The organism is Methylobacterium oryzisoli (assembly GCF_046557895.1).
GTDB classification, from domain to species: Bacteria; Pseudomonadota; Alphaproteobacteria; order Rhizobiales; family Beijerinckiaceae; genus Methylobacterium; species Methylobacterium oryzisoli.
The window spans coordinates 179935-204269 of record NZ_JBKIBX010000003.1 but is presented as its reverse complement, the minus strand read 5'-3'; the positions used below and the strand labels follow the sequence as shown (position 1 = coordinate 204269).

32 protein-coding genes are annotated in these 24335 nt (G+C 72.7%); 24 read left to right on the top strand and 8 right to left on the bottom strand.

Going from position 1 to position 24335, the window contains the following annotated elements; genetic code table 11:
- Window positions 1-23: 23 nt before the first annotated feature.
- The 4 genes from mch to ACKUB9_RS05195 form a co-directional block, all read right to left on the bottom strand.
- Complete coding sequence (gene mch / locus ACKUB9_RS05210; RefSeq protein ID WP_407520018.1) at window positions 24-998, bottom strand: methenyltetrahydromethanopterin cyclohydrolase; 975 nt, start codon at window positions 996-998, stop codon at window positions 24-26.
- Window positions 999-1114: 116 nt separating this feature from the next.
- Window positions 1115-2353: an ATP-grasp domain-containing protein gene (locus ACKUB9_RS05205; RefSeq protein WP_407520017.1), complete on the bottom strand. Its 1239-nt coding sequence runs from the start codon at window positions 2351-2353 to the stop codon at window positions 1115-1117.
- Window positions 2354-2376: 23 nt separating this feature from the next.
- Complete coding sequence (locus ACKUB9_RS05200) at window positions 2377-3270, bottom strand: NAD(P)-dependent methylenetetrahydromethanopterin dehydrogenase (RefSeq protein ID WP_407520016.1); 894 nt, start codon at window positions 3268-3270, stop codon at window positions 2377-2379.
- 114 nt (window positions 3271-3384) lie between these two features.
- A complete protein-coding gene (locus ACKUB9_RS05195; RefSeq protein WP_407520093.1) occupies window positions 3385-4335 on the bottom strand; it encodes a beta-ribofuranosylaminobenzene 5'-phosphate synthase family protein in 951 nt (316 codons plus the stop codon).
- Window positions 4336-4668: 333 nt separating this feature from the next.
- Between ACKUB9_RS05195 and ACKUB9_RS05190 the strand changes: the two genes are divergently transcribed.
- The 19 genes from ACKUB9_RS05190 (at window position 4669) to ACKUB9_RS05105 (ending at window position 18501) form a co-directional block, all read left to right on the top strand.
- Window positions 4669-5781, top strand: coding sequence for a formyltransferase (locus ACKUB9_RS05190; RefSeq protein ID WP_407520015.1), 1113 nt, complete (start codon window positions 4669-4671; stop codon window positions 5779-5781).
- Window positions 5775-7406, top strand: coding sequence for a formylmethanofuran dehydrogenase subunit A (locus ACKUB9_RS05185; RefSeq protein WP_407520014.1), 1632 nt, complete (start codon window positions 5775-5777; stop codon window positions 7404-7406). The genes ACKUB9_RS05190 and ACKUB9_RS05185 overlap by 7 nt, the downstream gene beginning before the upstream one ends.
- Before the next feature lie 2 nt (window positions 7407-7408).
- Complete coding sequence (gene fhcD, locus ACKUB9_RS05180) at window positions 7409-8344, top strand: formylmethanofuran--tetrahydromethanopterin N-formyltransferase (RefSeq protein ID WP_407520013.1); 936 nt, start codon at window positions 7409-7411, stop codon at window positions 8342-8344.
- Window positions 8345-8368: 24 nt separating this feature from the next.
- Window positions 8369-9172, top strand: coding sequence for a formylmethanofuran dehydrogenase subunit C (locus ACKUB9_RS05175; protein ID WP_407520012.1), 804 nt, complete (start codon window positions 8369-8371; stop codon window positions 9170-9172).
- 165 nt (window positions 9173-9337) lie between these two features.
- Window positions 9338-9622 carry a BrnT family toxin gene (locus tag ACKUB9_RS05170; protein ID WP_407520011.1) on the top strand — a complete coding sequence of 95 codons (285 nt, stop codon included), beginning with the start codon at window positions 9338-9340 and terminating at the stop codon, window positions 9620-9622.
- Window positions 9600-9914, top strand: a complete 315-nt coding sequence (locus tag ACKUB9_RS05165) for a BrnA antitoxin family protein (protein ID WP_407520010.1) — start codon at window positions 9600-9602, stop codon at window positions 9912-9914. Before ACKUB9_RS05170 ends, ACKUB9_RS05165 begins: the two co-directional genes overlap by 23 nt.
- Window positions 9915-9975: 61 nt before the next feature.
- On the top strand, window positions 9976-11535 hold the full coding sequence (locus tag ACKUB9_RS05160; RefSeq protein ID WP_407520009.1) for a sensor histidine kinase: 1560 nt from the start codon (window positions 9976-9978) through the stop codon (window positions 11533-11535).
- 48 nt (window positions 11536-11583) lie between these two features.
- Window positions 11584-12288, top strand: a complete 705-nt coding sequence (locus ACKUB9_RS05155; protein ID WP_407520008.1) for a response regulator transcription factor — start codon at window positions 11584-11586, stop codon at window positions 12286-12288.
- A 243-nt stretch (window positions 12289-12531) separates the two neighbouring features.
- Window positions 12532-12621, top strand: a complete 90-nt coding sequence (gene pqqA / locus ACKUB9_RS05150; RefSeq protein ID WP_012335429.1) for a pyrroloquinoline quinone precursor peptide PqqA — start codon at window positions 12532-12534, stop codon at window positions 12619-12621.
- Between the two features lie 72 nt (window positions 12622-12693).
- On the top strand, window positions 12694-12783 hold the full coding sequence (pqqA, locus tag ACKUB9_RS05145) for a pyrroloquinoline quinone precursor peptide PqqA (RefSeq protein WP_012335429.1): 90 nt from the start codon (window positions 12694-12696) through the stop codon (window positions 12781-12783).
- 72 nt (window positions 12784-12855) lie between these two features.
- Window positions 12856-12945, top strand: a complete 90-nt coding sequence (pqqA, locus tag ACKUB9_RS05140) for a pyrroloquinoline quinone precursor peptide PqqA (RefSeq protein ID WP_012335429.1) — start codon at window positions 12856-12858, stop codon at window positions 12943-12945.
- A gap of 72 nt (window positions 12946-13017) precedes the next feature.
- Window positions 13018-13107, top strand: coding sequence for a pyrroloquinoline quinone precursor peptide PqqA (gene pqqA, locus ACKUB9_RS05135; RefSeq protein ID WP_012335429.1), 90 nt, complete (start codon window positions 13018-13020; stop codon window positions 13105-13107).
- Window positions 13108-13150: 43 nt separating this feature from the next.
- A complete protein-coding gene (gene pqqB / locus ACKUB9_RS05130; RefSeq protein ID WP_407520007.1) occupies window positions 13151-14050 on the top strand; it encodes a pyrroloquinoline quinone biosynthesis protein PqqB in 900 nt (299 codons plus the stop codon).
- A 144-nt stretch (window positions 14051-14194) separates the two neighbouring features.
- Window positions 14195-14995 carry a pyrroloquinoline-quinone synthase PqqC gene (pqqC, locus tag ACKUB9_RS05125; protein WP_490390946.1) on the top strand — a complete coding sequence of 267 codons (801 nt, stop codon included), beginning with the start codon at window positions 14195-14197 and terminating at the stop codon, window positions 14993-14995.
- Window positions 14992-15288 carry a pyrroloquinoline quinone biosynthesis peptide chaperone PqqD gene (gene pqqD / locus ACKUB9_RS34460; protein ID WP_490390945.1) on the top strand — a complete coding sequence of 99 codons (297 nt, stop codon included), beginning with the start codon at window positions 14992-14994 and terminating at the stop codon, window positions 15286-15288. The genes pqqC and pqqD overlap by 4 nt, the downstream gene beginning before the upstream one ends.
- Window positions 15289-15298: 10 nt before the next feature.
- Window positions 15299-16438, top strand: coding sequence for a pyrroloquinoline quinone biosynthesis protein PqqE (pqqE, locus tag ACKUB9_RS05120; protein ID WP_407520006.1), 1140 nt, complete (start codon window positions 15299-15301; stop codon window positions 16436-16438).
- Window positions 16435-17133 (top strand): hypothetical protein, encoded by a 699-nt coding sequence (locus ACKUB9_RS05115; protein WP_407520005.1) that lies wholly within the window; start codon window positions 16435-16437, stop codon window positions 17131-17133. The genes pqqE and ACKUB9_RS05115 overlap by 4 nt, the downstream gene beginning before the upstream one ends.
- A complete protein-coding gene (locus ACKUB9_RS05110) occupies window positions 17114-17479 on the top strand; it encodes a hypothetical protein (protein ID WP_407520004.1) in 366 nt (121 codons plus the stop codon). The genes ACKUB9_RS05115 and ACKUB9_RS05110 overlap by 20 nt, the downstream gene beginning before the upstream one ends.
- A gap of 98 nt (window positions 17480-17577) precedes the next feature.
- Window positions 17578-18501 (top strand): cyclase family protein, encoded by a 924-nt coding sequence (locus ACKUB9_RS05105; protein WP_407520003.1) that lies wholly within the window; start codon window positions 17578-17580, stop codon window positions 18499-18501.
- A 3-nt stretch (window positions 18502-18504) separates the two neighbouring features.
- Here the strand turns inward: ACKUB9_RS05105 and ACKUB9_RS05100 are convergent, their stop codons facing one another.
- Entirely contained in the window at window positions 18505-19329 is an 825-nt protein-coding gene (locus ACKUB9_RS05100; RefSeq protein ID WP_407520002.1) for a quinoprotein dehydrogenase-associated SoxYZ-like carrier, read from the bottom strand.
- 314 nt (window positions 19330-19643) lie between these two features.
- Between ACKUB9_RS05100 and folP the strand changes: the two genes are divergently transcribed.
- The 5 genes from folP (at window position 19644) to ACKUB9_RS05075 (ending at window position 22131) form a co-directional block, all read left to right on the top strand.
- Window positions 19644-20429, top strand: a complete 786-nt coding sequence (folP, locus tag ACKUB9_RS05095) for a dihydropteroate synthase (protein WP_407520092.1) — start codon at window positions 19644-19646, stop codon at window positions 20427-20429.
- Entirely contained in the window at window positions 20426-20794 is a 369-nt protein-coding gene (gene folB / locus ACKUB9_RS05090; RefSeq protein WP_407520091.1) for a dihydroneopterin aldolase, read from the top strand. Before folP ends, folB begins: the two co-directional genes overlap by 4 nt.
- A complete protein-coding gene (folK, locus tag ACKUB9_RS05085) occupies window positions 20787-21266 on the top strand; it encodes a 2-amino-4-hydroxy-6-hydroxymethyldihydropteridine diphosphokinase (RefSeq protein WP_407520001.1) in 480 nt (159 codons plus the stop codon). The genes folB and folK overlap by 8 nt, the downstream gene beginning before the upstream one ends.
- Window positions 21267-21382: 116 nt before the next feature.
- Complete coding sequence (locus ACKUB9_RS05080; protein ID WP_407520000.1) at window positions 21383-21667, top strand: hypothetical protein; 285 nt, start codon at window positions 21383-21385, stop codon at window positions 21665-21667.
- The gene (locus ACKUB9_RS05075; RefSeq protein ID WP_407519999.1) at window positions 21664-22131 is read left to right on the top strand and encodes a PIN domain-containing protein; all 468 of its coding nucleotides are present in this window, start codon (window positions 21664-21666) and stop codon (window positions 22129-22131) included. The genes ACKUB9_RS05080 and ACKUB9_RS05075 overlap by 4 nt, the downstream gene beginning before the upstream one ends.
- A gap of 118 nt (window positions 22132-22249) precedes the next feature.
- On the opposite strand, the gene ACKUB9_RS05070 is transcribed toward ACKUB9_RS05075, so the two are convergent.
- Genes ACKUB9_RS05070 through ACKUB9_RS05060 form a run of 3 tightly spaced genes read right to left on the bottom strand, consistent with a single transcriptional unit; the run spans window position 22250 to window position 24269 of the window.
- A complete protein-coding gene (locus ACKUB9_RS05070) occupies window positions 22250-22795 on the bottom strand; it encodes a PQQ-dependent catabolism-associated CXXCW motif protein (protein WP_407520090.1) in 546 nt (181 codons plus the stop codon).
- Window positions 22795-23658, bottom strand: coding sequence for a rare earth element methanol dehydrogenase accessory protein XoxJ (gene xoxJ, locus ACKUB9_RS05065; protein ID WP_407519998.1), 864 nt, complete (start codon window positions 23656-23658; stop codon window positions 22795-22797). Before xoxJ ends, ACKUB9_RS05070 begins: the two co-directional genes overlap by 1 nt.
- Window positions 23658-24269 (bottom strand): c-type cytochrome, methanol metabolism-related, encoded by a 612-nt coding sequence (locus tag ACKUB9_RS05060; RefSeq protein ID WP_407519997.1) that lies wholly within the window; start codon window positions 24267-24269, stop codon window positions 23658-23660. The genes xoxJ and ACKUB9_RS05060 overlap by 1 nt, the downstream gene beginning before the upstream one ends.
- Window positions 24270-24335: the final 66 nt, after the last annotated feature.

The window sequence follows — 24335 nt, the reverse complement described above, 5'->3', positions numbered from 1 at the left end:
GGCGCAGCCTCCCTGCGGGCGGCTCAGCCGAAGGACCGCGCCACCATCTCGGGCATCAGCCGGCCGGCGCGGTGGCTCGTCCCGGTGCGCACCGAGGTCACCACCACCTCGGCCGGGCTGAAGAGGTGGGAATCGATGGCGTAGAAGTCGCCGTTGAAGCGCGCGAAGATCTCCGCGAAGGGCGCGCCGTGGTCGCGCGAGGTCGTGCTCGGCAGCGCCTCGGCGAGGCCCCGGGCGGCGGCATCGTCCGCATCCACGTAGAGCTGCACCCGTCCGCCGTAGATGATGGCGTCGTTGGTGCGGCCCATCGCCTGGATGAAGTCCGGATGGGGCGGGCTCAACGGGGCGGCGCCGATCCCGTCGACGATGGCCGTGAGGTCGAAGCCCACGGAGTGCGCCTTGTGCAGGGCCACCTCCAGCACGCGGGCCACCACCTGGGTCGAGCCCGCGAGGCTCTGGGTCGGCGCGTAGATGAAGGTCACGTCCTCCGGCTTGACGCTGGCGGCCTCCGCCACGCGGGCGACGACGGCGGCCGGCGGCGGGCTGGCGGATTCGAGCACCAGCGCGATCTGCGCGGCGTTGTCCCGGTAACGAAGTTCCTCGAACAGGTGCTCCACCGCGGCGGCGGCGCGGCCGGGGCCGGAGCCGAGGGCGAAGAAGCCGGACGAGCCGCCCTCGTCCTGGAGGCTCCAGCCGGCGTACTGGCTGCCTAAGCAGGCGAGCACCGGATCGGCCGCGTGCACGGTCACCGTGAAGGGCCACGCGGCCACCGGGCCGGCGGGCGCCACCGTGACGGTGCCGAGGCCGCCGAGGCAGATCTCGGCGATGCGCCGGCCGGCCTCGATCGAACCGAGGGCGCCCGCGCCCGCATCGACGAGGCGGGCCTCGCCGCGGTTCGCCGTCACGGCGAGGCGCAGCCGCGGGGCGTCGGTGACCAGGGCCTCGACGAGGGGCGTCGCCAGCGCGTTGACGCTCGGGCGGACGGTGGTGGAACTCATGACGGGATCTCCCTCGGGGCGTCGTCCGGTGAGGTGCCGCCGCAGGCGCTGCGGGCGGACGGTGACCTAATCAGGTTTGGGAACGAGGTCCCAGGATTTTTCCGCGGGATCGTCCGTCACCACCCCGCGGCCCAGCCCGTCTCCGCGGCGGAGGACGCCTCGTCCCTCCCCGCACGCCCCGCCGGGTGCGCCCGGTCCACCGCCAGGAAGGCACCGGGCAGGAGGGCGCGCACGGCCGCGAGACGAGGGGCGAGGGCGTGACGGGCCGCGGCGGCGTCGCGCCCGGCGGCCCGCACCGTGCAGACCGGGGCGCCGGCGGCGATGCGGCTGCCGGGCCGCGGCCGGTCCATCACGAAGTCCGGCCACGCCAGCGGCGGCACGCCCTCGAGGGTCCGGTCGGCGTAGCAGATCCGGGTCGCCGCCGCATCCGCCGGCGGGACGAGGTCCGGCCCGAGCCGCCCGCAGGCGGCCTCGATGTGGCGGGCGAGCAGCGGCGCGGCGCGGCGGTCGAGCACGTCGAGGGTGGCGCCGGGACGCGGATTGATCTCGAGCAGCCACCACGTCTCGCCGTCCACCGCGAGGTCGGCGCTCGCGAGGCCGCACAGCCCGGTCTCCGCCACCAGCGCCGCGACGGCAGCGGTCGCCGCGGCGCGCACGGGGGCCGGCATGTCGCCCGGATCGACCGCGCCGGCGTAGCGGAAGGGGCGCGCCCGCGTCGGCGCCGCCCATTGCGCGGTCGCGGCGAGCACCCGCAGGGCGCGCCCGTCCGCCAGGATGTTGAGCGAGAGCGCCCGCCCCGGCACGCGGCGCTGCAGGTAGGCGCCGGGCGGCGGCGGCCCGGCGGGGGCCGGCCGGATGTGTCCGCCCCCCGAGCCGCCCCGCCGCTTGAGCAGCCAGGATTCCGGATCCGGGACGGCCGCGAGGGAGACCGGCGGGTGGGGGATGCCGAGCCGGGCGCAGAGGCCGGCGAGGTGCAGCGGGTCCTTGAGGCGGCGCACGCAATCCGGCGCGGCGCCGAGCAGCCGGTGGCGGGCGGCGATGGCGGCCATCAGGGCGGGCGCGCCCTCGAAGCCGCTGCCGAGCACCACGCCGAGCGGCGTGCCGGCCGCACCGGCGAGATCGTCGAGGGCCGCGAGCAGGCTGCGGGCGCCCGGCCCGGCGCCGAAGCGGCCCGTCACGAGGCGGTGGGCGGCGGCGAGCGCGAGCGTGTCCGCGTCGCCGAACAGGTCTGCCACGAAGGGGCGCAGGCCCGCCCGCCGCGCCGCCGCGGCGAGCGCCCGCCCGGACTGGGCCGCGATCAGGACCGCATCGCCCTGCCGTGCCATCCCCTGCCCCGCCATCCCCTGGCCTGCCATGCCCCGGCCCGCCGATCCCGCCGTCAGCCGGCGATCTCGACGGCGAGCCGAAAGGCGTCGCGGAAGTCGAGGCAGAGGGGCTCGGACGAGTCCAGCATGCGCCGGAACAGGCCGGCCTGGGTCCGGTACTTCACGTCGCCCACCGCGAGCGCGCCGATGCCGACCCCGCGCCCGCCCGGCAGCGGCGCGCAGGCGGCGTTGACGTCGATCCCGGCGATGCCGGCCGGCGGCACGGCGTTCACGTCGGAGGCGACCTTGAGCCTCGGCGCGTGGTCCAGATCCTCCGCCGACAGGATCGCCACCCCGGCGGGGCCGGCCGACAGGATCACGTCGGCCTCCGCGATGGCCGCGCGGCGCGCCTCGGCGCTGGAGCCGTCCACGGCCTCGACCGCGATGTCGAAGCGCCACATCATGGTGGCGGCGATCTTGCCCACGCGCTCCTGCCCGTCATGCCCGACCAGCACCGGGCGGGCGCCCTCCAGCGCCCCGATCACCGCCGCCACGTAGGCCACCACCCCGGCGCCGCCGAAGATCACGATGCGCTGCTGCGCCAGCCCGGCGGAAAAACGCTCGCGCAGCGCCTTGTGGACGAGGGCCACCATGGCGGCCCCGGTGGTGAAGGAGCCGGCCGGGTCGGCGAAGATGTGGTTGGCGAAGGGCGGCACGAACGCCTTGCGCGCCCGGTCCATCATGTCGAGGGCTTCCTCGGCGTTCTTGCCCGCGATGAACACGCCGGTGCGCACCCCGTCCTGCGGGCTGCGTGAAAAGATCGAGTCCTGCACGAGCGGCCCGACCTCCGCCAGCGCGACGCCCGTGTAGGCGGTGAGCACCTCGAACCCCGCATCCGCCGCCATGTTCACGTCGAACGGGCTCATGTGCTTGAGGGGGGTGAGCATGTGCAGGATCGAGCGGGCCATGACGGGACTCTCCTGATCGGGGCGACGGAAGCGCAGCCGTCCGGCCGGAACAACCACGCTCTCGCCCCGCCTTCGATCCGTACTTTCGGGCAGACGGCGGGTTCCGGGCGGCCCTCAGGCCGCCGTGACGGAGGCGCCGTGGTTGCGCCCGCGCGCCACCAGCACGGTGAGGGCCGGGTGGTTCGCCCGCAGGCGGGCCGCCAGCGCCTCCGCCTCCGCGGGCGAGGCGGCGAGCGCGAAGCCGGTCGGCCCCCACGAGGACTGGCCGAAACCCGCGACCCCGAGCGCCTCCACCTCGGCCAGAGCCGCCGCCACGGCCCGGCTGGCGAAGCGCCCGCCCTGGTGGGGGGCGAAGTAGTCGCCGATGCGCCGCTGGATCTCGGTGACGCCGCGCCCGAACGGCTCGGCCGCGCCCGCCACGGCGGCCGGCAGCACCTGCATCAGCACGATGCGGCAGATCTCGGCCGCCTCGTCCGCGGGAAAGCGCGGCAGGGCCTGGAAGGCGTGGCGCTCCTCCGCGCCGTGCACGCCGGTCGCTCCGGGATCGAGCAGCAGCACCACGCGCCACACCTCCGGATAGGCGAGGCGCGACACGACCGGCGGCGGCGCCCCGCTGGCGTCGCGCCCGCCGTCCACGATCAGCCCGCCGGTCACGAAGGCGGCGAGCCCTACCCCTGAGCGGTTGCCCCGGTCGAGGATTGCCGCGAAGGCCTCGGGCGAGAAGGGCGCCCCGTGCAGCCGCGCGAGCCCGGCCGCGACGCTGAGCGCGAGCTGCGTGCCCGAGCCGAAGCCCGCATGGGCCGGGATCACGTCGTGCAGGGCGAAGGCTCCGGCGGCCGGCACGCCGAGCTGCCGGGCGGCCGCCTCCGCGGCGGCGCGCACGCGGCCGTGCTCCGCCTCGGCCGCTCCGTCCCCCGTGACGACGAGGCGGTCGGAGGGCGCCACCGTCAGGTCGATGCCGGGCGCGTCGAGGGCGAGGCCGATGCTGCCGAAGCGCCGGCCGAGGCCGCCGTGGAGATCGAGGAAGCCGAAATGCAGCCGGGCCGGCGCGCGAACCCGCACGATCCCCTGCGGTGTGCCTGCCGCGTCCGCCAACCCCTACCCCTGCCCGCGCCCGAGGAACCCGCCCGCACGGTCTCCGGCGCGCTCACGCGCCTCGGGCAGGACGGCCACCGACTGTCCCACATCGCCCGCCGCCAGGGCAACGCGGCCGGTGCCGAGAAATTCTGAAGCCGCCGGCCCCGACTTTCAGGGGGACTTGCCTGCCCGGACACCCGGATGCAAACGTGCCGGACCGCCCGGGCGATGCTCGGCCGCGGTCTCCGCGCGACAGGACGGCGAGCAACGCCGCGGCGGATCAGGAAGCCGGTCCGGTGCCGGCGAGGGTTGCGAGGGCGGATGACAGCCTGGGTCAAGGGCCAAGCGGCGGATCCCGACGCGGCGATCACGGCGGCCGCCGGTCTGCTGCAGGGCGCCCGGGCGCCGGTGATCGCCGGTCTCAGCGCCGAGGTCGCGGCCTTGAGCGCCGCCTTCCGGCTCGCCCGCGCGCTCGGCGCCTCCCTCGATCCCGCCGCCTCGCCCGGCCTCTACGCCGATCTCGGTGCGCTCGCGGCCGGCGGAGCCATGACCACCACCCCGGCCGAGGCAGTCGGGCGCGCCGACCTCGTGCTGGTCCTGGGCGAGGGCGCCGCCGGCGCACCGATCCTGGCCGACCTCGCGGCGTCCGGCCCGACCCGCGGGCGGGCCGCGGGGGCGCCCCGCACGATCCTCTCCCTCGCCGCCGGCCAGGGCGCCGATTACGCGGCGGGCGAGGCGGGCCTGCCGGCCGCGATCGGACTCCTGCGGGCGCACGCGGCGGGGCGGATGGCCGGCGAGGCGCCGCTCGCCGACCTCGCGGCGCGGCTGCGCGCCGCCCATTACGCGGTGCTGCTCTACGACCCGGCCGAGACCGGCGCGCTCGGCGCCGAGATGCTGAACGGCCTCATGCGGGACCTCAACGAGACCACGCGGGCCTTCGCCCTGCCCCTCTCCGACCCCCATCAGGGCCGCGCCATCGCGCAGGTCGCCGCCTGGACCACCGCGCAGGGGCCGCGGGTGGGGTTCGGCCGCGGTTTCCCGGAGCACGATCCCTGGCGCTTCGACGCCGCCCGGCAGGCGGCGGCGGGCGAGGCCGACGCGGCGCTCTGGCTCGCCTCCCTGCCCTGCCCCCGCCCCGACTGGGTGCGGGCGCTGCCCGGCGTCGCGCTCCTCGGCGCAACGCCGGCCGAGCCGGTCACCGGCGGCGAGGCCGAGGTGGTGATCGCGGTCGGCGTGCCGGGCGAGAGCCACGGCGGCGCCCTCTGGCATCCGCGCCGGGCCGCCATCGCGTGGCAGCCGGCGGCCCAGGATACTGCCCTGCCCGCCGCCCTGCCCTCCGCCGCGGCGGTGCTCGGCGCCCTTCACGCCCGCCTCGCGCCTGCCCAGAATCCACCTACGGGTCACCCCGTCCAGGAGCGCTCCGCCCCATGCTGACCCGTATCCGAGGCGGCCGGGTGGTCGATCCGACCGCCGGGCGCGACGCCGTCGGCGACGTCTGGATCGAGGACGGCCGCATCGTCGCGGCCTCCGACCGCACGCCCGACCACACCCTCGACGCGCAGGGCTGCGTCGTGATGGCCGGCGGCGTCGAGGTTCACTCGCACATCGCGGGCGGCAACGTGGTGCTCTCGCGCCTGCTCCTGCCGGAACTCGGACTCGCCGAATCCGCCGACGCCCTCAACCCGCACGGGTCGGGGTCCGAGATCGGCGCGCTCTACGCCCGCATGGGCTACACCACCGCGGTCGAGCCGGCGATGCCGCCCGCGAACGCGCTGGCGACCCAGCTCGAACTCGCCGACATCCCGCTCCTCGACCGGGCCGGCCTGTGCGTGATGGGCAACGACGACCACCTGCTCCAGCTCCTGCGCGACCGGGCCGGGGCGAACGCCGTGCGCGACCTCGTGGCGCTCAACCTCGCCACCACCCGGGCGCTCGGGGTCAAGGTCATCAACGCGGGCGGCGCCGAGGCCTTCAAGGACGGGGCGGTGCGCTTCGCCCTCGACGACGAGGTGCCGGCCTACGGCCTCACCTCGCGACACATCCTCGACGGGCTGCTCACCGCCGTCGAGAGCCTGGGGGTGCCCCATCCGCTGCACGTCCATTGCAGCAATCTCGGCCTGCCGGGCGCCGACGACAGCTTCATCGAGACGCTGGAGGCGGCGGAGGGCCGGCGCATCCACTTCGCGCACGCGCAGTTCTACGCCTACGCGGCGGTCGATCCGCAGAACCCGCTGGGCGGCGGCTTCACCTCGGCGGCGCCCCGCCTCGCCGAGGCGCTGGCCCGCCATCCCCACGCCACCCTCGATGTCGGCCAGGTGGTGTTCGGGCAGACCTGCACCATCTCGCTCGACGTCCTGCGCCAGTTCGCCGGCCGGAAGGGGGCGAGCCCGAAGAAGTGGATCGTGAACGCCGGGGACGCGGAGGGCGGCGGCATCGTCCCGTTCCGCTACCGCGACCGCGGCCCGACCTCCTCGCTGCAATTCGCCATCGGGCTCGAACTGATGCTGCTCTCGCCCGATCCGGAGCGCACGATCCTGACCACCGACCACCCGAACGGCGGCCCCTTCACGGCCTATCCGCGCATCCTCCACCTCCTCATGGACAAGGAGACCCGCGACCGCGAGCTGGCGAGCCACCCGAAGGTCGCGGCCGAGCGCTCGGGGCTGCACGCGCTCACCCGCGAGTACAGCCTCAGCGAGGTGGCGCAGCTCACCCGCTCGGGGCCGGCCAAGCTCCTGGGGCTGTCAGACCGCGGGCACCTGCGCCCCGGCGCGCGGGCGGATATCGCGGTCTACCGCGACCAGCCCGACCGCACCGCGATGTTCTCCGCCGCCCACCGGGTGTTCAAGGACGGGATCGTGATCGTGGAGGACGGCGCGGTGACCGCGCAGCGCGACGGGCGGACGCTGAGTCTTTCGGTCGAGGCCGATCCCGGCATGGCCCGGCGCACCGACGCCTACCTGCAGGGCCGGTTCGGGGCCGGACTCGACGCCTTCGCGGTGCCCGACGCGGCCTTCGCGGAGGACCACGCCTTCGAGCCCGTGGGCCTGCGGGGCTGACGATGGCGGACCTCACTCTCAACGGCATCCGGGTCGAGGATACCTTCGCGGAGGCCTTCGACATGGCGGGCACGGCCCTCGTGCTCACCGCCGAGACGCCCGACTGGGCGATGATCGCCGCCACCACCATGACGGGCTTCGCCACCTCGGTGATCGGCTGCGGGGCGGAGGCCGGCATCGACGCGGTGCTGGCGCCGGAGGAGACGCCGGACGGGCGCCCCGGCGTGCGCGTGCTGCTGTTCGGCTTCGATGCCGGGGGGCTGAAGGCGCAGCTCCTCAAGCGCGTCGGGCAATGCGTGCTCACCTCGCCGGGCAGCGCGGCCTATGCGGGCATCGCCTGGGACGACCCCCACCGCGGCAAGGCGATCACGCTCGGCGGCGCGATCCGGATGTTCGGCGACGGCTTCGCGGTGGCCAAGCGCATCGGGGGCCGGCGCTTCTGGCGCACGCCCGTCATGGACGGCGAGTTCCTGTGCGAGCATTCCGTGCCGACCATCGAGGGGGCGGTGGGCGGCGGCAACCTGCTGTTTCTCGGCCGGGCCTTCGCCGACACCCTGACGGTGGCCGAGATCGCGGTGGCGGCGGCGCGCGCCGTGCCGGACGTGATCCTGCCCTTCCCGGGCGGCATCGTGCGCTCGGGCTCGAAGGTCGGGGCGCGCACCAAGGGCATGATGGCCTCCACCAACGACGCCTATTGCCCGACCCTGAAGGGCCGGGCGGGCTCGGCCCTGCCCCCGGAGGTCAACGTGGTGCTGGAGATCGTCATCGACGGGCTCTCGGCGGCGGCGATCTCGCGCTCCATGCGGGCGGCGCTCCACGCCGCCACCGCGGCCGGGGGTGATCTCGGCCTCGTGGCGGTCACGGCCGGCAACTACGGCGGCAATCTCGGGCGCCACCACTTCCACCTGCGCGACCTCGTCGACGGGGCGGCGGCATGAGCGTCCCCCCATGAGTGTCCTCGCATGAGTGTCCTCACCCTGCGCCACGCGCCGCCGGAGCGGCTCGACCTTTCCGGCATCAATCCGGCCCGGCTCGCCGGCCTGTCGGAGGCCGAGGCCGCGCGGCTGCCGGTCGGCACGAGCCGCCTCGGCCTCGTCCTCGGCGACTGCTTCGCGCTGGCGCTCGACGGCGGCGAGGAGCTGCGCCTCGCGGGCGGCTCGGACCGGCTCGACCGGATCGGGGCGGGGCTCGCGGGAGGCACCATCACGGTCGAGGGCGATGTCGGCCAGCGCCTCGGGGCGGGCCTGCGTGCGGGCGCGATCCGCGTCGCGGGATCCGCCGGCCCCTTCGCGGGCACCGGGGCCACGGGCGGCCTCATCACGATCGATGGCGATGCCGGCGAGGGTGCGGGCGGCGCCGTGCACGGGGCCATGGGCGGCCTCGACGGCGCGACCCTCGTCATCGGCGGCCGGGCGGGCGACCGGCTCGGCGACCGCATGCGCGGCGGCCTGATCGTCGCGGAGCGCGCGGGCGACCTCGCGGGCGCCCGCATGGTCGCCGGCACGCTGGTGGCCGGCACGATCGGCGACCATCCGGGCTACGGCATGCGCCGCGGCACGCTCCTCGTGGAGCGCCACGGCGCCCTGCTGCCGACCTTCGTGGAGACCGGCACGCAGGACCTCGTCGTCCTGCGCCTGCTCGCCAAGGCTCTCGACGCGCTGTCGCTCGACCCGCGCTTCGCCGCCCTGGCCCGCGCCCCGCTCGCCCGCCGCGCCGGCGATCTCGCGACCCTCGGCAAGGGGGAGCTGTTCACGCCGCTGGGGTGATCTCGGCCCGAGGCGGTCGGCGTCACCTTGAGGCGTATTGCGGCGTCATCATCCCGTTCGCCTTGCAGACCGTGCATCAGCCCTTGTGTCGAGGGACGGCTGGGCCGTGTCGGTCGCGAAGGCGAGCCGCTTGTGCCCGCTTATTCCTGTAGCTACGGTATTGCAATGCGGATCGTGTGGGATGAGGCCAAGCGGGCGGCGAATCTCGTCAAGCACGGTTACGACTTCGCGGAGTTCGCGCGGGCGTTCGATCGTGACACCGCCCTGACGCTTCCGACGGCGGCGAGCCGCCTGGGGCGGGTCCGATACCTCCTTCTGGGGACGTGGAACGAGACGCGGGTCGTTGCGGTGATCACGTCTCCGCTCGGACGCGAAGCCTTGTCCCTGGTGAGCGTCCGCACGGCCAGTCCGCAGGAAAGGGAAGCTTATGAGCGCCACGCCCAAGGGTGAATTGCCGCCTTCCGGCTACACGCAGGCCGATTGGGATGAGGTGTCCGACACGCCCGAACTGACGCCGGAGCAGTTGGCCGGCCTGCGTCCGGCCAGGGAGGTTCTGCCCCCGGAGGTGTTCGACGCGCTGCCTCGCCGTGCGGGACGGCCCCGATCCGGATCCGCCAAGGTGCTGCTCAGCCTGCGCCTCGACCGAGATATCGTCGAGGCGTTCAAGGCGACCGGTCCGGGATGGCAGACCCGGATGAACGACGCGCTGGCGCGCGCCGCGCGCGACCTCGACGCGGCCTGACGAACCCGGCCGATCACGCGCGCCCGCCGCCGTGCCAGAATGCGGCGAGAGGGAGGGCCGGATGGGGTCCCTGCGGGTTCGGTTCGGGTTGTTGGTCGGGAGCGCGGCCGCGCTCGTGGTGCTGACCGCGGGGGCGCTGGTCTGGTCGCTCTACGCGGCGGAACGCACGCTCGACGCCACGCTGGCCGCGCAGGTGCGCCTCGAACTCCTCGCCGAACTCTCCGGGCGCCTGACCGAGTTCGGGCTCGCGGCCGTGGAGGCGGTGGGGGACAACCCGAGCCGGCCGGAGCGCCTCACCAACGCCCGCAACGACGTCGACCGGGCGCTCAACGCCGTGGACGAGGGCCTGAGCCGCGCCATAGCCGGGAGCGGCGCCTTGCTCGACCGCATGCAGTACGCCACCCGCTCGCGCCCGCTCTCGCGCCTGCGCGCCGCCCGCGCCATGCTCGACCGGCAGGTGGCGCAGATCCAGCGCGAGCCCGACCCGGCCAAGCGCTCGGACGGGATCCGCGGCGCGCTCAACGCCTTCGGGGCGGTGACGGGCCAGCCCCTCACCTTCCTGGTCGAGGCCGAGCGCCGGGCCGTCGAGGCCTCCGCCGCCGAGGTACGGGCGCTGACCCTGCGCCTGCGGGCGATCGCGCTCGCCATGGCGGGGCTCGCCGTCATCGTGCTGGTCCTCGTCCACCGCACCCTGACCCGGCCGCTCCTCAAGCGCATCGAGGACATCCGGGCCGGCGCGAGCGCGATCGGGCGGGGTGAGCTCGACACGCGGCTCCCGGTGCGGACCCGCGACGAGCTCGGCCTGCTCGTGGCGAGCTTCAACCGCATGGCGGCGCGGCTCAAGCGTCGCGAGACGCGCGTGGCCGCCGACCGGGCCGTGCTGGAGGAGACGGTGGCGCGGGCGACCGCCGACCTGCGTGCCGCCAACACCCGGCTGGAGGAGATCGATCGCTCCCGCCGCCGCTTCTTCGCCGATGTCAGCCACGAGCTGCGCACGCCGCTCACCGTCATCCTCGGCGAGTGCGATCTCGCGGCGCGCTCCCCCGAGACGCCCGATTCCTTCCGGCCCGTCATCGCCACCATCCGCAAGCGGGCGCTGCGCCTGCACCGCCGGGTGGGCGACATGCTGCGCATCGCCCGCTCGGAATCCGGCCAGATCGAGCTGGAGCGCCGCCCGGTCGGCCTCGCCTCCGTCCTCGCCGAGGCGGTGGAAAACTGCGCCTCGGAGGCGCAGCGCCGCCGCATCGCCCTCGCCTTCCACCCGAGCGAGTCGGATGTCGAGATCCGGGCCGATCCCGAGTGGCTGCGCCAGGTCGTCGAGGGGCTGATCGACAACGCGCTGCGCCACGCCGCCGGGGCGACGCGGGTCTGGGTCACCCTCGCGGCGCGGCCCGGCGGCGCCGCGGTGACGGTGGCGGATGACGGCGCGGGCTTCCCGCCCGACGCCGAGAGCCTGTTCGAGCGCTTCCGCCGCGGCGGCAATTCTTCCCCGGCGCAGGGGTTCGGCATCGGATTGGCACTGGCGCGCTGGGTCGTCGAACGCCATGATGGCGTCATTCGCCTCGGGTCGGGCGGTCCGGGCGAGTGCGGTGCCCGGGTCAGCCTGGAACTGCCCGCATGACGGCCGGAGACCGGCGAGCACGGGAGGACGCGGCGTGAGCGAACCCGCATGACGAGCGTGCTGATCGTCGAGGATGACGGCGACATCCGCGCCATGCTGGCACGGGGCCTGAGCGCCGAGGGGTTCTCGGTCAATCTCGCGGGGGGCGTCGACGAGGCGCTGGCGGCGGCGCGCGAGCGCGTGCCGGAGGCCGTGCTCCTCGACATCATGCTGCCGGACGGCTCGGGCCACGACGTCTGCCGCTCCCTGCGCGAGGGCGGCTATCCGGGGACGATCCTCTTCCTGAGCGCCAAGGACGAGGTCAGCGACCGGGTCGACGGCCTCGCCCTCGGGGCCGACGACTACATCGTCAAGCCGTTCTCGTTCGACGAATTGCTGGCGCGCCTGCGCACCCACCTGCAGCGCCGCCGCGCGGCCGGCGAGCCGCGCACCCTCGTCACGGCCGGGCGCCTCTCCCTCGACTTCGCGACCCGGCAGGTGCGCTTCGGCGACACCACCGCCCGGCTCACGCAGCGCGAGGCGGAGCTGCTCAGCATCCTGATGGAGCAGGCCAACCGCCCGGTGAACCGCGGCGACATCTTCGACCGGCTGTGGGCGAGCCAGGGCGGCCTGTCGCTCAACGTGGTCGACGTCTATGTCGGCTACCTGCGCACCAAGCTCGGCGACATCGCCCGGCTCGGCGGCCCGACCATCGTCACGGTGCGGGGCAAGGGCTTCCTGCTCGACCTGCGCGAGCCCGGCTTCCGGCACTGACGCTAAAGCGCCATCCCTCACGAAATTGTTTGGGGCACGATCCTTCACGGCTAACCCCGCGCCGATCCGGCACAATAAGACCACTCTATGAGGGGACGGCCACGCTGCGCGCCTCGGTCCGGAAAAATACCTCTTGCACTTCGGATCGGGATTGCCGATATATCCCTGGTGACAGAAAACACTGTCATCTCAACATCTTAGGATCCTCTTAAGGAGGATCCCCCCAAGCCAAGGAGACGCATCATGAAGTGGGCTCTGCCGGTTGTCGCCGAAGTCTGCGTCGGCATGGAAGTCACCAGCTACGAGTCGGCCGAGATCGATCCCTTCAACTAAGGGATTCGCTCCGGTCCCTCCGGCGGCCACGCTGCCGGGGGATCCTTTTCGCAAGCCTCAAGGAGATACGCCATGAAGTGGGCTCTGCCGGTTGTCGCCGAAGTCTGCGTCGGCATGGAAGTCACCAGCTACGAGTCGGCCGAGATCGATCCCTTCAACTAAGGGATTCGCTCCGGTCCCTCCGGCGGCCACGCTGCCGGGGGATCCTTTTCGCAAGCCTCAAGGAGATACGCCATGAAGTGGGCTCTGCCGGTCGTCGCCGAAGTCTGCGTCGGCATGGAAGTCACCAGCTACGAGTCGGCCGAGATCGATCCCTTCAACTAAGGGATTCGCTCCGGTCCCTCCGGCGGCCACGCTGCCGGGGGATCCTTTTCGCAAGCCTCAAGGAGATACGCCATGAAGTGGGCTCTGCCGGTCGTCGCCGAAGTCTGCGTCGGCATGGAAGTCACCAGCTACGAGTCGGCCGAGATCGATCCCTTCAACTAAGGGATCTCCGGCCTGAGGATGCTGGCGCCGACGCGAGACGGTCATGCAGGCGATCATCCTCGGCTCCGCGGCGGGTGGCGGGGTTCCGCAATGGAACTGCCGCTGCCCGATCTGTGCGATGGCCTGGGCGGGCGACCGCCGGGTCCTCCCCCGTACCCAGTCGAGCCTCGCGGTCTCGCCCGACGGTGAGCGCTGGCTCCTGGTGAACGCCTCGCCGGACATCCGGCAGCAATTCTTCGCGACCCCCGCCCTGCATCCGCGCCACGGTCTGCGCCACTCGCCCGTCGAGGCGGTGCTGCTCACGAACGGCGACGTCGACCACGTGGCGGGCCTCCTGACCTTGCGCGAGGGGCAGCCCTTCCGGCTCCACGCCACCCGCAGCATCCTCGATTCCATCTCCGCCAACCGCGTCTTCGACGTGATGGCGGCCGGCATCGTGACCCGCAGCGAGGTCGCGCTGGACGAACCCTTCTGGCCGGTGCCGGGCCTCTCCGTCACCCTGTTCGCGGTGCCCGGCAAGGTGCCGCTGTGGCTGGAGGACGGAACCCCCGAGATCGGCGCCGAGACCGAGACCACGGTCGGCGCGATGATCGCCGCCAACGGGCGCCGCCTCGCCTATGTGCCGGGCTGCGCCCGGGTGACGGACGGCCTCAAGCGGCGCCTGTCCGGGGTCGACGCGCTCCTGTTCGACGGGACCGTGCTGGCCGATGACGACCTGATCCGGGCCGGCGTCGGCACCAAGACCGGCTGGCGCATGGGCCACGTGCCGATGACCGGCGAAGGCGGCGCCATCGCGGCGCTCGCCGACACCGACCTCGGCCGGCGCATCTTCGTGCACATCAACAACACCAATCCGGTGCTGGTCGAGGAGTCGCCGGCCCGCCGGGAGGTCGAGGCGGCGGGCTGGACCGTGGCCCATGACGGGCTGACGCTGAGCCTGTGAGGCACGGGTTCCCCGTTGCCTTGTGACCGAAGTCGCCCTTGACCGCCGCGGCCCACGCCGCCACCTCGGGCACGGGGAGGATCGGAGCCGCGAAGCGCTCCGACCACGACAACGAAAGCCGACGATCACGCCATGACCGCAGCCATGACCGCAGCTCTGTCCATCTCCCTTCCGGTCGCTCCCGCGGGCAGCGAGGACCGCCTGCTCGGCCCCGCCGAGCTGGAGGCGGCCCTGCGCGACATCGGCGCGCGGCGCTACCACAACCTGCACCCGTTCCACCGCCTGCTCCACGACGGCAAGCTGAACAAGGATCAGGTCCGGGCCTGGGCGCTCAACCGCTACTACTACCAGGCGATGATCCCGGTGAAGGACGCGGCGGTGCTCGCCCGGATGCCGGACGCGGCCCTGCGCCGGGTCTGGCGCCAGCGCATCGTCGACCATGACGGCGACCACGAGGGCGACGGCGGCATCGAGCGCTGGCTCAAGCTCGCCGAGGGCGTCGGCTTCGACCGCGCCTACGTGCTCTCGACGAAGGGCATCCTCTCGGCGACCCGCTTCTCGGTCGAGGCCTACGTGCATTTCGTGGCCGAGCGCTCGCTGCTCGAAGCCATCGCCTCCTCGCTCACCGAGATGTTCTCGCCGACCATCATCTCCGAGCGCGTCGCCGGGATGCTGAAGAACTACGACTTCATCACCAAGGAGACGCTGGCCTATTTCGACAAGCGCCTCACCCAGGCGCCCCGCGACGCCGATTTCGCCCTCGACTACGTGAAGCAGCACGCAACCACGCCGGCCCTGCAGCGGCAGGCGATGGAGGCGCTGACCTTCAAGTGCAACGTGCTCTGGACGCAGCTCGACGCCCTCTACTTCGCCTACGTGGCCCCGGGGATGATCCCGCCGGACGCGTGGCGGCCGGGCGAGGGGCTGGTGGAGGGCCGCGCGTGAGCCTGACCCCCGACGACGTGCCGCGCCTGCCGCGCGGGGTGCGGATGCGCTTCGACGGCGTGCGCGGCGCCCACGTGCTGCTCGCCCCCGAGCGCACCTTCGACCTCGACCAGAACGCCGTGGCGGTTCTTTCGCTCGTCGACGGCGCGCGCAGCATCCGGGCGATCGCGGAGGCGCTGGCCGCGCAGTACGACGCGCCGCGCAGCGTCATCGAGCCCGACGTGATCACCATGCTGAACGGCCTCGCGGAGCGGCGCGTGCTCGACACGGCGCCCGCCGCGCCGCCGGCGTGAGGACACCGCCATGAACGCCGTCACCCCCTCCCTTCCTGCGCCGATCGGGCTCCTCGCGGAACTCACGCATCGCTGCCCGCTGCGCTGCCCCTACTGCTCCAACCCGCTCGAACTCGACAAGCGCTCGGGCGAACTCGACCTCGCCACGTGGCAGCGGGTGCTGACGGAGGCGGCGGGCTTAGGCGTGCTGCACGTCCATCTCTCGGGCGGCGAGCCGACGGCGCGCCAGGACATCGTCGAGATCACCAAGACCTGCGCGGATCTCGGCCTCTACTCGAACCTGATCACCTCCGGGGTCGCCGGGGCGATGGGGAAGCTCGACGCGCTCTACGACGCGGGGCTCGACCACGTGCAGCTCTCGATCCAGGCGGCCGAGGCGGCGAACGCGGAAAAAATCGGCGGCCTCAAGAACGCGCAGCCCCAAAAATTCGCCTTCGCCGAGCGGGTCGTGGCGCTCGGCCTGCCGCTCACCCTCAACGCGGTGATCCATCGCGGCAACATCCACGAGGTGCCCACCATCATCGACCTCGCGGTGAGCCTCGGCGCGAAGCGCCTGGAGGTGGCCCACACCCAGTATTACGGCTGGGCCTACGTCAACCGCGCCGCCCTGATGCCCGCCAAACCCGACGTCGACCGCTCGATCCGCGTGGTCGAGGAGGCGCGCGAGCGCCTGAAGGGCCGCCTCGTCATCGATCTCGTGGTGCCGGATTATTACGCCAAGTACCCCAAGGCCTGCGCGGGCGGCTGGGGCCGGCGGCTGATGAACGTCACGCCCGCCGGCAAGGTGCTGCCCTGCCACGCCGCCGAGACGATTCCCGGCCTCGAATTCTGGAACGTCCGCGACCGCTCGCTCGGCGACATCTGGGCCCATTCGCCGGCCTTCCAGGCCTATCGCGGCACCGCCTGGATGAAGGAGCCCTGCCGCTCCTGCGACCGGCGCGAGAAGGATTGGGGCGGCTGCCGCTGCCAGGCGCTGGCGCTGGCGGGCGACGCCGCGGCCACCGACCCGGCCTGCTCGCTCTCGCCGCTCCACGCCAAGGTGCAGGCGCTGGCGATCGCCGAATCCGCGCTGGAGACCGCGCCCGACTACCAGTACCGCACGATCGGCGGGGCGCCGGTCGTGGCCCAACCCGAGGGAGTGACCGCGTGAGACCTCTCCGTCTCGCCCTGCTGGCCGCGCTGCTCGCCGGCCCGGCCGCCGCGCAGGCCGAGCCGCCGCAGCCGGCCGCGCCCGGCACCGCCGCCCCGAGCGCCGTCGACCTGCTGTTCGACGACAACCACTTCGAGAAGGCGGGCCCCGGCAGCACGATCCTCTACCGCTACAACCGCTTCAGCGGCATCAAGGACGGGCCGTTCGGCCCGCCGGTCGAGGACACAGTGCGCGAGATCGTGGCGGCGGGGCCGAGCCCGGAGACGCGCAACCTCACGGTCGAGGCCTATACGGGCGAGCGCCGCCTGCCGACCGCCCACTACGAGAACATGTCCGGCAACCCGCTGCTGGCGCAGTTCCTCGAATATCACACCCTCGACATGGGCAAGGCGCTGAAGGGCAACCCGCGCTACCTGAAGAACGCCATCCGCAAGGCCCTGCGCGACTCCGCCAGCGTGAGCCCCGCCGAGGTCGAGGTGCAGGGCGTGAAGCAGAAGGGCTGGCGGGTCGAGATCCGCCCCTTCCAGAACGATCCGGTGAAGGACAGGCTGCGCGGCTTCGACACCCTCACCTACACCTTCGTGGTCTCCCCTGCCGTTCCGGGTGAGATCGTCTCGATCGACGTCCGGGCGACGGCGCCCGACGGGGGCATGCTGTACCGGGAGACCCTGACCTATGAGCCGAGCGTTGGGTAAGGGCCTGCTCGTCGCGGCCTGTCTCCTCGCGGGGGCGGCCGCCGCGCGGGCCGAGGACAACGACTACCCGACCGAGGCACGGGCCGACTACGTCTTCGGCTGCATGGCGGCCAACGGCCAGACCCGCGAGGCCCTGCAGAAATGCGCCTGCTCGATCGACGCGATCGCGGCCCTGCTGCCCTACGACAAGTACGTCCAGGCCTCGACCATCCTGTCCATGCGCCAGGGCATCGGCCAGCGCTCGAACGAGTTCCGCTCCACCAAGCTGTTCGACGACAAGGTCGCCGAGCTGCGCCGCGCCCAGGCCGAGGCCGAGATCCGCTGCTACCGCGCGAGCGTGAACTGACGGCCGGGGGAGACGGCCAAGGGAGACGGCTTGGGGATTGCGGCCGGCGCCGCGCTGACCCACTCTCCCGGCGGACGAGGCCGGGCGGAGCGATGACGATGACGGCGAGACTGGCCCTGCTCGCGCTGGCGGTCGCCGCGGCCTGGCCCGCCCGTGCGGACGACACCTCGCTCTGGGCGCTCTACGACACGACGCTCCGGCACGCGAAGTACATCGACCTCACGCATCCCTTCGCTCCGGTGCAGCCGGTCTGGCCCGGATTCGCCAACGCGACCGTCCGCCCGGCCGAGGCCGGCCGCACCATCCCGGGCTACGTCGAGAAGGGCGAGGTCTTCACCTACGAGAAGCACGGCTTCGTCGCCACCGCCTACGACCTGCCCACCGACCAGTACGGCACGCAGCTCGATCCTCCGGCCCACTGGAACCCGCGCGGCGCCACGATCAGCGACCTGCCGGCCACCTACACGCTGCGTCCCCTGGCGGTGATCGACATCACCCCCCAGGTCGCTCGCGACGAGGGCTACCACCTGCAGGTCGCCGACATCGCCGCCTGGGAGGCCAAGCACGGGCGCATCCCCGAGGGCGCGGTGGTGATGGTGCGCTCCGACTGGTCGAAGCGCTGGGGCGAGACCGAGCGCTTCCGGCAAAAGCCCTTCCCGGGCGTGAGCCTCGCGGCGCTGCAGTTCCTGCACCGCGAGCGCCGGATCCTGTTCCACGGCCACGAGCCGCTCGACACCGACACCACGCCGAACCTGGAGGGCGAGGCGTGGCTGATGCACAACAACTTCGCGCAGGCCGAGGGCGTGGCCAACCTCGACAAGGTGCCGGAGGCCGGCGCCCTGATCGCGATCGGCTTTGCCAAGCCGCTCGGCGGCACCGGCGGCTACGCCCGCTACGTGGCGATCGCCCCGCCGGGCTGGCGCGAGGGCGTGAGCGTGACGCAGGTGCCGGGCGCACCCCTGCCCGAGCAGGCCGCACCCCTGCGGCGCGGCCCCGACGGGGTGATGCGGCCGGCCCCGTGAGCCTCAGCTGCCGGAGGCCGGGAAGGTCTGCGTGAAGGTGTTGCCGTCCGTATCCTTGGCGGCGACCGTCACCGGCTCGCCGTTGCCCGCGAAGCTGAAGCGGAAGGTCGGGTCCTCGCTCACCGAGATACCGCCGGTCATCGAGAAGAGCGGCGTGTCGCCCTGGCGGACGCTCAGCGACTCGACGAACCACGCCGGCGTGTAGAGCCGCGTGACCTGGTCCATCTGCAGCCCCGAATTGTTCGGGTGGCGCACCTGCACCTGGGCCTCGCCCCGGTCCGCGAAGGCGCGGAAGCGCATCTTGCCGAGATTGGCCTTGGCCTCGACCGGGTCCTTGACGGCCGGCGCCGAGCACCCTCCCGCCGCCTTCACGTAGGCCTTGGTCATGTAGAGGGCGCCGTCCTGCGTCTCGGCGATCGCCCGGACGTAGGAGTAGGAGTTCACCCGGATGCGGGTGGAGAGGTCGAAATGGCGCTGTGCGGTCGGGAACGTGATGGTGCCGACCACCGGGGCCGGGTTCTCGTCCACCACGAGCGTCAGCGCCTTGACGGCCCGCGCGTCGCCCTCCGGCAGCGCGATCCGCACCGTGACCGGCACGATCGCCGCGTCCTCCGCGCGCCTGGGCGCCTCCAGGGTCAGCACGCCGGCCCCGTCCCGGATCGGCCGGTCGCCCGTGACGCTGGCACGCAGCTCGGTCCAGGCCGCCTCCGCCCGGCCCTCGTCCTGGGCCTGAGCCTGAACTGGGGCGCCCGCCGCCATCGCCACCAGCGCGAAGCCGGCCAGCGCCGACCGGCCGGCCGGCCCCCGCCACCATACCGCTCTCGTCATCGGGCTCTCCTCATGGGCGTCCTCCGGGCGCAATGTCCCCGCGGCCGGCGCCGCCGCATCCTGAATTATCGTGCAATATAGGCCTTTCGCCCCACCGGTGCCATGCGCCATCGGGCCGAGATGCGCCGGCGCGCGGGCCGACGCGGCCGCCTCGCCGGATCGTGACCCGGACTGATCGGGGCGTTGCGCAGGCGCCGCGATCCGTCCTAAGCCCGGGGCCTCGCCCCGCGCGCCCCTGCGAGGATTCCGTGACCGCGCCCGAAGCCTCCGCCCTCGCCGCCCTGCTGCCGGATCTCGGCCGGCGCACGCTGGTGATGGGCATCCTCAACGTCACGCCCGATTCCTTCTCGGACGGAGGCCGCTTCCAGGACCTCGACGCCGCCCGGGCCCAGGCCGCGACCCTGGTGGCGGAGGGCGCCGCGCTCCTCGACATCGGCGGCGAGTCGACCCGGCCCGGCCACGTGCCGGTGTCCGCCGAGGAGGAGCAGGCCCGGGTGCTCCCCGTCATCGCGGCGCTCGCCCCCGCCCTGCCCGTCCCGATCTCCATCGACACCTACAAGGCCGCGACGGCCGAGGCCGCCCTGAAGGCCGGCGCCCGCATCGTCAACGATGTCTGGGGGCTCCAGCGCGATCCCGACATCGCCGCGGTGGCCGCCGCCCACGGCGCCCCCGTGATCGTGATGCACAACCGCGAGAGCGTGGATGCGAGCCTCGACATCGTGGACGAGATGAAGTGGTTCTTCGACCGCTCGCTCGCCATCGCGGCCAAGGCCGGCATCCCCGCGCGCGACATCGTGCTCGATCCCGGCATCGGCTTCGGCAAGAGCTGGGAGCAGCACCTCGACGCCGTCCGGCGCCTGCCCGAACTGCGCGCCCTCGGCTTCCCGCTCCTCGTCGGCATTTCTCGCAAGTCGCTGCTCGGGCGCATCCACAACACCGGCACGGCCCCGGCCGACCGGCTGTTCGGCTCGCTCGCCGCTCACGTCGTCGCGGCGACGCTCGGGGCCGACATCGTGCGCGCCCACGACGTGCGCCCCCACGTCGAGGCCTGCCAGGTGGTGGACGCCCTGCTGCGGCGTGGCGCCGCCGGGGTCGCCTGATGGACCGCATCCTCGTCCATCGCCTCGCGGTCTTCGCCCATCACGGCGTGCTGGAGGAGGAGAACCGCCTCGGCCAGCGCTTCTACCTCTCGCTCGACGCCCGCCTCGACCTGCGCGAGGCCGGCACCCGCGACGACATCGCCGCCAGCGTCAGCTACGCCGACCTCGCGGCGCTGGCCGCCCGCATCGCCACCGAGCGGCGCTTCCGGCTGATCGAGGCCCTGGCCGAAGCCATCGCCGCCGAGGCGCTCGCGGCCTACGCGGTCCTCGACGCCATCACGGTGCGGGTCGACAAGCCCGCCGCCCCCGTCCCGGCGATCCTCGACGGGGTCTCGGTGGAGATCACGAGGCAGCGGCGTGGCTGAGGCCTATCTCGGGCTCGGCAGCAATCTCGGCGACAAGGCCGCGATGCTGGCCCGCGCCATCCGGGACCTCGCCGCGACGCCGGGCCTCCGGGTCACCGCCCGGTCGCGCTTCTACCGTACGCCCCCCTGGGGCGACACCGACCAGGACTGGTTCCTGAACGCGGCGGTGGCGGTCGAGACCGACCTGTCGCCCCACGCCCTGCTGGATGCCTGCCTCGCCGTCGAGGCGCGGCTCGGCCGGGTGCGCGCGCGGCGCTGGGGGCCGCGGGTCATCGACATCGACGTGCTCCACTATGCCGGCGCCGCGGTGGAGGACGAGCGCCTCGTGCTGCCCCACCGCTTCGTGCGCGAGCGCGCCTTCGTGCTGGTGCCCCTCGCCGAGATCGCCCCCGACCTCGTCATCGGCGGCGAGACCGTGACGCAGGCCCTCGCCAGGCTCGACGCGACCGGCATCGTGCCCTGGCCGGCCTGATCCCGGACCGGATCGCAGGGCGGGGCGCAGGCAGGTGTCTCGACGGCCTGTCCGCGGATGCTATCCTGCCTGCGTCCAACCCCTTCGCGGCTGGACGCGCCGACACGGGGTCGAACGTGGACGTCAAGCAAGCCGTTGCTCAGGCGCGAAGCTATCTGTCCTCGGTTTTCGCCGATGAGGACGTGGCCGAGATCAGGCTCGAAGAGGTCGAGTTCGACGCCAGAGACGATGCCTGGATGATCACATTGAGCATTCTTCGTCCGAGCATCGTCGATAAGCATCCAAAGATTGCGACGGCGATGGGGACGGCGCCGTTGACGCGCAGCTTCAAGGTCGTGCGCATCCCGAACGATGGGAACGAAATGCCTTCGATCAAGATTCGGGCGCTCGTGGAGGAATGAGGCGGCCGATCATTCTCGACACGCAGTTGATGGTTCTTCTCGTTGTTGGAATGACTTCGATACACATCATTCCGAAGCATAAGAATTTGACGGCCTTCACGATTGACGATTTCGAATTGTTGAGCCTTTTGATCGGCGCGGAGGCGGAGCTTATACTGCTTCCCAACACCGTTTCCGAAGCCGCCAACCTGCTCAGGCAGCACAAGAATCCTGAGAGGACGCGCATCATGCAAGTCTTTGCCGAATTGATAAATCAGCATGAAGAAAGATATTTTGAGAGCGCCTTGGTGGTGAAGATGAAGAATTACCTGCGTCTCGGCATCACGGATGCGGCCATATTGAAATGTTGCGACGGGCAATGTGAGATATTGACTGCCGACGTTGAGCTGTATGTTGCTGCAGCAAACGAGGGCATGCGGGTGGTGAATTTCAACCATAAGCGCGAGGATTTCGGTTTGATCTGACTCTCCCGGCAGAAGCGAGCAGATCTCCTGGCCGAGCGACCATCCTGCGCCGCAACGCCCAGCAGGGGGCGCCGCCCCCTGCACCCCGCCAGAGGGCCTTCGCCCCTCTGGACTCCCGCTATTTCTCCGGCTGGAGGCGTTCGAGCGGGAGCGCCGCGTCGCTCCAGCCGTCGGTGCCGTCCGGGAACCAGATCACCCGGGTGTAGCCGAGGGCCAGCGCGCGCTTGGCCGCGTTCCACGACATCCAGCAATGGCGCAGGCAGAAGAAGACCATCGGCCGCGCGCGATCACCCCCCGTGAGCCGCTCCAGCGCGGACCGGAAATAGGCCTCCGTCTCGGGCGCCAGCCCCCCGAAGCCGGTATTGGCGAGCCAATGGGCGTTCGGGATGCTCTCGTGCGGGGGATCGCGCCAGATCGTGCCGGGCGGCAGCTGGGCGGGGCGGGGCGGGCGCGGCATCACGTCGATGAACAGGGTGCCCTGGCGCCACAGCGCCTCGGCCTCGTCGGCCCCGATCACCCTGGCGCCCGCGAGCGTCGCGGGCGTGGGGGCGCGGTACTGATCCTCGCGGTAGTCCGAGGGCTCGGGCGGCGGCGCACCGGCGCGGGCCGCGGTGGCGCTGAGGAGCGCGGCGAGCGCGAGGGCGGCGGCCCTCACGGCCGGGATCACGGCTTCGACTCGCCCGCGGGCGTGGCCAGCCGGTTCTCCTCCTCGTCGAGGAGCGGCACCGCGTAGTCGCGCAGCACCTGCTCGATCTCGGCCTTGCGCTTGCGCAGCGCCGTGTTGAGGGTGCGCTTCCAGTCGTTCTCCTCGTGCCGCACGCCCATGCCGATCCGGTAGGTCAGCGCCGGCCGGTCGGGTTCCCGCAGCAGGGGGACGACATCCATCGGCACCCCGCTCTGCCGGGCGAGCCAGCCCGCCGCCGGCCCCCACAGCACGGCGGCGTCGATCGTCTTCCCGGCGAGGTCCGCGATGATCTGCGCCGCCACGGTCTGGTGCGGGTTGCCCGGGTCGAACTGGTAGGGCGCGTAGGCCTTCATGGTGCTGACGAGCCCGACCTCGCCCATCCGGTTGACGGGCGGCGTCCCGGCGACGATCCCGATGGTCCGGCCCTTCAGCTTCGGGTCGTCGAGGGCCGCGACGCCCGTGAAGTCGCCGCGCCGCGACACCAGCACGTAGGCCGAGCGGTAATACGGGTTGGTGTGCTGCACGAGGTCGCCGCCGAGCGCCGACCCGATGATCACGTCGCACAGCCCCGACCCGAGGGTGTTGCGCACGAAGCCCGGCCCCTGCGTCAGCCAGTAGCTGCGCAGCTTCACCTTCAGCTCGTCGGCGAGGATCGCCGCGATCCTGTTCTCGAACCCCTCCCCCTTGCGGTCGGAGAAGGGCATGTTCCCGGGATCGGCGCAGACCCGCAGGGCGTCCGTGGTGACGAGGTCGGGCAGGTGCTGCGCGGCGGCACCCCGCGGGCCTGCTGCCGCGAGCAGGACCGCGAGACCGGCCGCCAGCCGGGAGGCGCGCCGCGCCATCAGCCGCCCAGGCACTCCTTCTCGGCCTTCTTGGCGGCCTCGGGCTTGTCCTCCTTGTCGGAGGGACGCACGCGGCCCATGGCGCCGGACGCGCGGGCGCGCAGGTAGACGTAGAGGTCGTCCGCGTAGCACATCACGTTCTTGTTGTCGCCGAAGGCCGGCATGACCTGCTGCTGGGACGCGCTGATGTCCTGCTTGCCGCCGACCAGGATGCCGATGAACTCCTCGTAGGAGAGGCGCTTGAGCGAATCCTTGAGGGCGGGCGCGTAGGTCGAGCCCATGCCGTCCGGGCCGTGACAGACGTGGCACTCCGCGTGGTAGCGGCGGTAGCCGGAATACGCGTACCAGTCGAACTTCTTGCCGGTGTCGGTGACGTGGAAGGTCGGATGGCCCTCGGCGTCGAAGTACTTGCCGTCCTCCACCTTCACGGCCTGCGCCTTGTCGAGGACCTTCTGGTCCACTTCGGCGGACTTGTCGTTCGGGTTGAGCGAGTTGGCGAGCGCCGGATCGGCGGGTTTGGCACCCTCAGCATATACGGCAACCGTCGCGACGGTTGCTAGGGCGAGGCCGGCCAGGACGGGCCGCAGTGCGGAGGTGCTGAGGTGACGCAACGGACGTTTCTCCCTGAAGTCCGGCCGGGCACAGGTTGCGGGCGGCCCGCCGGTTCGCTGAGAAGC